Here is a 6,793-nt window from a genome sequence, read left to right as displayed (position 1 = left end):
CCGACAGGGCGACGGCGGCGAAAGAGCGGTGAAGGCGCATCACTGGCCGGTCCTTATGGTGGTGGTCTGCACCCGGCCGTTCCGCTCGAAGCGGATCTCGGCGGCGCTGCTGCCGGAAAGCTCGCCGCCCAGTTCGGACAGGCGTTCCAGACTGTTCAGTTCGGCCCCGTTGACGGCCAGGATGACGTCGCCCGATTGCAGCCCCGCCGCCCTCAGCGCCGCCCCGTCGCCGCGCGCGGCCAGGGTGAAGCCCTTGATGCGAAGCCCGTCCATGCGGGGGCGCAAGGAAGCCTGGGCCATCAGCCTTTGCGGATCGACGACCGGGCCGGTCGGCGCGGCGGCGGGGGCCGCCGCCGATACCGGGGCAGGCGTTCCCGTCGGCGTCATGACCTGAGGGGTGGCGGGTGGCGGAGGCGGCGTGGCCGCGCCGGCGGGCGTCTCGGTGAAGACCAGCCGGCTGACCGATCCGCCGCGCGAGACGGTGACGAAATCCTCGCCTACCGAGGCCAGGGTCAAACCGTCCGATATAGTTTCGCCGACCCCGACCGAGACCTGGCGCCCGTCGGGCAGGCCGATGATGGCCGAGCCGCCGTCAGGGCCGCCCGCCCGCACCCCGAACAGGCGCAAGGAATCGCTGTCGGCGCCGGCCGCCTCGGCCAGGCTGCTCTTGTCGCCGGTGCGGAAGAAGGCGTCGAAACGCTGGAAAATTGACGCGTCCACAGGCGCGGCCTCGGCGCGGGCGGCGACCGCCATTTCCGGCTGGGGGGCGACGAAGATCCAGGCCAAACGCCCGGCCTGAACCGCCAGCAGGGCGACCAGGGCGATCTCGACCCCGGCGCGAATCCGCCCCGGCCGCGCGGCGATCGCCGCGCGCGCCTGACGCCCCCATTCCCCGACCCGTGCGATCACGCCCGACGCTCCGAACACCCCCGAAAACGGGAACCCCGGCTGCTTACTCCAGCAGCCGGGGTCGAAGCCTCACGTCACGATGACGGCCTTGAGACGTTGTCGTGACAACGCCGCCGTATGCGGATCAGAAGGTCGTGGACAGGCTGAGCGAGAAGGTGGTGCCCAGCTTGTAGCCCTCGACCACGCCCTTGCCGCCATTGGCGAAGGACTGGCTGCGCTCGTACTCCTCGCCCAGGATGTTCTCGACCTTGGCGCCGACGTCATAGTCGCGACCGCCGACGGTGAAGGTCTGGCTGGCGACCAGATCCAGCAGGATCGGCGGGGTCTCGATGACGTCCGGCAGACGGGTCGAGCCGGTGATGATGCCGGCGTCCGAAATCCGCTCGCCCTGATAGTTGACCAGCAGGGTGGCGCGGCGACGGGCGGTGGTGTTCTCGAAGCCGAGCTGCAGATTGCCCAGCCATTCCGACTGACCCTGCAGGGCGCGGGTGTAGGCCGCGTCCGTCACTTCCGAGTCCGACCAGGTGACGTTGGCGACGACGAAGACCTCGTTGTCCTGGAACCAGGTCAGGTTCGGGGCCCAGACGTCCATCGGCAGGGTGTAGTCGATCTCGGCCTCGACGCCCTTCAGGGTAGCTTCCTGGGCGTTCTGGAACGAACGGCCGAAGCCCTCGCCGATCGGCTGATAGGTGCGCTCGATCGGGTTGTCGAAGGACTTGTAGAACAGGCCGACGGTGGCCGACTGACGCTGGCCGAAATACCATTCCCAGCGCAGGTCGTAGTTCTGGATCTCGGCGATCTTCAGGTTCGGATTGCCGCGCTCCAGGGTGTTGGAGTCGTCGTCCAGGAAGAGGGCGTTGGCCAGCTCGCGCAGGTCGGGACGGTTGATTGTCTTCGAATAACCGAAACGCAGCTGCATGTTGTCGAAGAACTCCCAGGTCGCCGTCGCGGTCGGCAGCCAGAAGTCCTTCGCCAGGTCGGCGGCGATGGGATCGCCCGCGCCGGTCTCGCCCAGCGGAATGAAGCTGTTCACCTGCTGCTCGGAGTCCTCGTAACGGACGCCGGCCGTGACGCGGAGATCCTTGATCACCTCGACCTCGGCCGAGGCGTAGGCCGCGTTGATCTCCATCGTCGCGTCGAAGAAGTCCGACGGATCGGTGATGTCGCGCAGGACATAGCCCGCGTTGCCGCCGATGTTGTCCGGGCTGAAGATGATCTCCGGCACATAGGCGCGCAGGGCCGGGGTGATGATCACGCCCGCCGCCGGCTGGAAGGAGTAGCGGCGGCTGGCGAAGTCGCGTTCGCGCTCCTGATGCAGGCCGCCGGCCTTCAGGGTGATCTCGCGGTCGGCGATCATGCCGTTCAGAGTGAAGTCGAGACCGAACTCCTTGTTCTCGTCCTCCAGGGCGCTGAAGAAGGTGCGGTTGGAATCCGACCCCGGCGTCAGGCGGAAGACGTTGTCCGGCTCCAGACGATAGGAGTATTCGCGGCGATAGGGCGTATCGCGCGAGGCGGTCGAATAGGCGGCGCGCCAGTCGATCTGCAGGCGGTCCAGCGCCATCGGCAGCATGAAGACGTGACGGCCCGACAGCTGGTTCGAGTTCATCTGCTGCTCGATCCAGTTCAGGCGCTGGAAGCTGCGGATGAGGCCGGGGTCGGCCGAGAACAGGCCGCGCTCGATCAGGGCCTGCTGGCGCGTCTTGCGCAGCAGCAGGGTGGTCAGCTTCAGCTCATGGTTCTCGTTGAACTCGACGCCGAAGGCGCCCAGGGCGTTCAGGGCGTATTCCTGTTCCGTGCGGCGGAAGCCGCAGTCGGTCGCGTTCGACAAGCCGCCGGCGCCGGCGCAGGCCTCGGGGCTGATCTGGTCGTTGACGCCGCCGTTGACCTCGAAGGAGTTGCGCACGCCCTCGCGGTTGCGGACCTGATAGTCGTAGTCGATGGCGACGAAGCCGCCCAGGCGGACGCCGTTCGACAGGTCGACGATCTCGGCGCCCGACAGGTTGAAGCCGAAGTCCGGCAGGTTCTTGTCGCCGTCGATCGACCAGATGTTGCGCAGCGAACGCCCCGCCGCCTGCAGCATGGTCGGGTTGTTGGCGAAGGACTTCAGCGAGGGGTCGATGGCGATGAACTTGGGCAGGTTCAGGCTGTTGTCGGCGATGCCGATGTTCGACAGCTTGCCGCCGGCATCCCAGTAGAGGCCTTCCTTGCCGGTCGATTCCGTCTCGGCGCTGATCGAGGCGCCGAAGGAGAGGAAGCGTTCATTGGGGATGGCGCGCGTCGACAGGGCGATCAGACCGCCGCCGAACTCGCCCGGATACTGCGCCGAATAGGTCTTCTGGATCTGGGCGTTCGAGACCAGCGAGGTCGGGAACAGGTCCAGCGGCACCACCCGCTTCAGCGGCTCGGGGCTGGGCAGGGTCGAACCGTCCAGCACGATGCTGGAGTAGCGGTCGCCGAGGCCGCGCACATAGACATAGCCGTCGCCGACGATGGACAGGCCGGTGACGCGGGCCAGGGCCTCGCCGATTTCCGAGTCGCCCGACCGCTTGATGTCTTCTTCGGTCAGGATGTTGGCGACCGCCGAGGTCTCGCGCTTCACGTCCGGCACGAAGCGGCCGCGCACGACGATGTCCTCGACCGTCGAAGCGGCCTCGGGGTCTTGCGGCGTAGGGGCCGAAGGCGCGGCGTCCTGGGCCCAGGCCAGGGTCGGAACCAGGGCGGGGGCGGTCAGGACCGTGCTGGCGAGCAGGCCGGCGAGGCCGATCGTGCGGGTGGGCGTCATCTCAAGAAGTCCTTCGGTGCGAGCGCCGGAAAGAAGGAGGAAGGGCGAGACGGCGGACGGCGCAGGGCCGTCCGCCGCTCAAGGATCGAGGCGACCCTTAGTCGTTCAGCCAGCGGGTCCAGTTGAGCGTCCAGTTGGAAGCCGAGTCACGGACCGCGCCGACGTAGGGGGCGTTGTCGAAGAAGGCGTCGACCGTGCGCGGATCGACCGAGGTCACGCCGTTTTCGTTGACGCCGTTGATGTAGGCCTTGCCGCCCGAGACGTAGGACGACAGGGTCGAGGCGCCCGTGCGGCTGTTAGCGTCCTTGGTGAAGACGGCCTGGGCCTGGGTGCTGTGGAAGGGCGTCGCGACCGAGATGTAGAAGGACCGCAGCGACAGGGCGCCGGCGTCCGCCTGGGCGTAGGTGGCGGCGTCGTCGATGCGCAGGCCGCGCTGGAAGTTGCCCGACACGACGTGGTTGTAGAACTTGCCCGCGGTGCCGCGGCGCAGGCGCATGCCGGCGCCGGCCGTGGTGTTCCCCACCAGGGTCACGTTCGAGATGGTCGGGGCCGAACGCGGCGTGATGTCGAAGCCCAGTTCGTTGTTGTCGGCCTCGTAGCCGGCGTCGCCAGCCGCTTGCAGAGGGTTCTGGGCGACGACCACGTGCTGGACCTTGCCGTTCCAGCCGAAGGTCCAGTCCAGGCTGTCGTCGTCGGCGCCCGTCAGCACCAGGTGCTTGGCGTTGACCGAACCGCCGAAGAACTCGACCGTGTCGTCGCCGCCGTTGTGGGCCTGGACGTAGTCGACGGTCGTACCCGAGCCGACGCCCCAGAAGGCGATGGCGTTCAGCTCGTTGGTCTCGGTGAAGCGCACGCCGGCGTATTCGACGCGAACGTACTTCAGCGTGCCCGAGGTGTCGTTCGGCACATTGCCGCCGTACAGGCCCGAGCCGCCTTCGGCTTCGGCTTCACACACGGCCGGGGCGGCCGGGCAGTTGTTGATCACGCCGCGGCCCAGCAGCGACAGGCCGCCCCACTCGCCCGAATAGGGGTCGTCGCGGACGCCGGCGCCGAGCGGCGAACGGGCGTTGGCCAGACCCAGGGTCGTGGCGTAGCCGAGGGCGTCGGCGCTGGTCAGGATGATGGGCTGGGCGGCGGTGCCGACGGCGTTGATGCGCGAACCGCGCTGGATGGCCAGCTGCGAGGTGCGGGTGCCGCCGTAGATCTTCACGCCCGGGTCGATCGACAGGACGGCGGTGACGCCGCCGGCCTTCTGGCCGTCGAAGCCGACGTCCTTGCCGACCTTGACCGTGCCGCTCAGCTGATAGGCCGGGCCGGCCGTCAGGGTCAGGTTGGTGGTGATCTCGCCGGCGATGCGGCAGTGCGTCTCGGTGCCGACCGTGACCTTGGTCACGTTCGGGTGGGTCGGGCAGGCGCCGGTCGAACCGCTGCCGCCGCCGCCGTTGTTGCCGCCGCCGCCGCCCGTTCCCGGGTTGCCGCCCGTGTCGCCGGGGTTCTGCAGTTCAGAGGTGCCGTCGCCGCCGCAGGCGGCCAGGGCCAGGGCGCTGGCGGCGACCGCAAGCAGGGTTTTCGTCTTGAGAGCGGTCATCGTTCTCCACCGTGTCTGAGCCAAAAAGACATGCAGGAGGACGTCCGGACGGATTGTCCGAAGTTGGATGATCGGCGCCCGCCTGCCCGGCCCCTCCCCTAGAAGCCGGATGTGACACCGCCGCCGCCGAACCACGACAAATCAGACGACGTTCCGTGAAGCTGTGGCGCCGCTTGCGTGAAAATCCGTCCCGATACGGCGGGGATTTCACATGGCGTCGATCAACCGGAGACGATTCCGTCTCCCCCAAACCGCCCGCGCCCGCTAGTGCAGGACAACGACCATGCGCCGGGGAGGCCGCCCATGTTGATCTATGCCGCCTTCCTGGGCGGCGTCGGCCTGATCGTCGGCAGCTTCCTGGGACTGGTCAGCCTGCGCCTGCCGCGCGGCGGGGACGTGGTGTTCGGCCGCTCGCGCTGTGGCGGCTGCGGTCGAACGCTGAAGCCCTGGCGGATGATCCCGGTGCTCAGCTGGGTCCTGTCGCGCGGACGGTGCTCCGACTGCGGTTCGGTCATTCCCGCCCGCTATCCGCTGATCGAGCTGGGATCGGGCCTGATCGGGGTCTGGGCCGGCTTCCATTCCGCTGACTTCACCACCGCCCTGATGACCGGGGTGCTGGGGTGGAACCTGCTGATCATCGCCCTGGTCGACGCCGAGCATTTCTGGCTGCCCGACCAGCTGACCCTGCCCCTGTTCGTCGGCGGCCTGCTGGCTGCGGTGCTGCTCTATCCCGGCGGTCCCAGCGCGGCCTTCCCGTCGGCCCTGGTCCCGCCGCTGATCGGCGCCGTCGTGGGCTTCGGCGGGCTGTGGCTGCTGGCCTTCCTCTATCGCCGGGTGCGCGGGCGCGAGGGCCTGGGCGGCGGCGATCCCTTCCTGATGGGGGCGGGCGGCGCCTGGGTCGGCTGGACGGGCCTGCCCAGCGTCCTGCTGTGGGCCTCGGCGGCGGGGCTCAGCGTGGTCCTGGCCATGCTGATCGTGCGGCGTCAGGTGTCGGCGACCGACCGGCTGCCGTTCGGGGTCTTTCTGGCCGTCGGCGTCTGGCTGACCTGGCTCTACGGCCCCCTGGGGCTGAGCTTGGCCTAGTTCAGGGACAGCAGGTCGGCCCAGCGCCACTGGCCGGTCCCCAGGGCCAGACGCGGCGCGCCCGGCTGGTCGCCCAGGGTCAGGACGACATAGCCGCGCACCGTCTCGGTCTTGCAGGCGCGCGGCGAGAAGCCGACCGTGACGGCCACGGCCTGACGCACCCCTGCCAGACCCTTGCCCTCCTGGCCGGGGCTCAGCACCCAGTCGCCGTTCCAGATCAGGATGGCCCGCCCGTTGGCGCCCGAGGTGCGATAGGCCTCGGTCAGGGCCGCGCGCACGCCCGGCGCGTCGCGCAGGGCGTTCTGCAGACGGCGCACCATGTCGCAGGACCCGCCCGCGCCGGAGCCTGAACCCGAGCCGCTGCCCGAGCCGCTGCCGGCGCCGGTTCCGCTGCCGGTTCCCGAGCCTGCGCCCGCCCCCGCCCCGCCGCC

The 6,793-nt window shown here is 69.2% G+C and carries 4 protein-coding genes and 1 pseudogene; 1 reads left to right on the top strand and 4 read right to left on the bottom strand.

Translation table 11 applies throughout. The features are described from left to right. Positions 1 to 39: 39 nt before the first annotated feature. From VGE49_RS13020 to VGE49_RS13010, 3 genes are all read right to left on the bottom strand, one after another. Positions 40 to 909, bottom strand: coding sequence for a type II secretion system protein N (locus tag VGE49_RS13020; RefSeq protein WP_331034968.1), 870 nt, complete (start codon positions 907 to 909; stop codon positions 40 to 42). A 124-nt stretch (positions 910 to 1,033) separates the two neighbouring features. Next, complete coding sequence (locus VGE49_RS13015) at positions 1,034 to 3,691, bottom strand: TonB-dependent receptor domain-containing protein (protein ID WP_331034967.1); 2,658 nt, start codon at positions 3,689 to 3,691, stop codon at positions 1,034 to 1,036. Between the two features lie 97 nt (positions 3,692 to 3,788). Continuing rightward, positions 3,789 to 5,279, bottom strand: coding sequence for a hypothetical protein (locus VGE49_RS13010; RefSeq protein WP_331034966.1), 1,491 nt, complete (start codon positions 5,277 to 5,279; stop codon positions 3,789 to 3,791). A 303-nt stretch (positions 5,280 to 5,582) separates the two neighbouring features. On the opposite strand from VGE49_RS13010, the gene VGE49_RS13005 reads away from it, so the two are divergent. Further along, the gene (locus tag VGE49_RS13005) at positions 5,583 to 6,362 is read left to right on the top strand and encodes a prepilin peptidase (RefSeq protein WP_331034965.1); all 780 of its coding nucleotides are present in this window, start codon (positions 5,583 to 5,585) and stop codon (positions 6,360 to 6,362) included. On the opposite strand, the pseudogene VGE49_RS13000 reads toward VGE49_RS13005, so the two are convergent. After that, positions 6,359 to 6,793, bottom strand: a pseudogene (locus tag VGE49_RS13000) (hypothetical protein); the annotation flags it as partial. The gene VGE49_RS13005 and the pseudogene VGE49_RS13000 overlap by 4 nt on opposite strands.

Origin of the sequence: Brevundimonas sp. (genome assembly GCF_036405315.1) — a bacterium.
Classification (GTDB): domain Bacteria; phylum Pseudomonadota; class Alphaproteobacteria; order Caulobacterales; family Caulobacteraceae; genus Brevundimonas.
The sequence above is the reverse complement of the archived record's forward strand: the minus strand, read 5'-3'. Positions and strand labels throughout refer to the sequence as shown.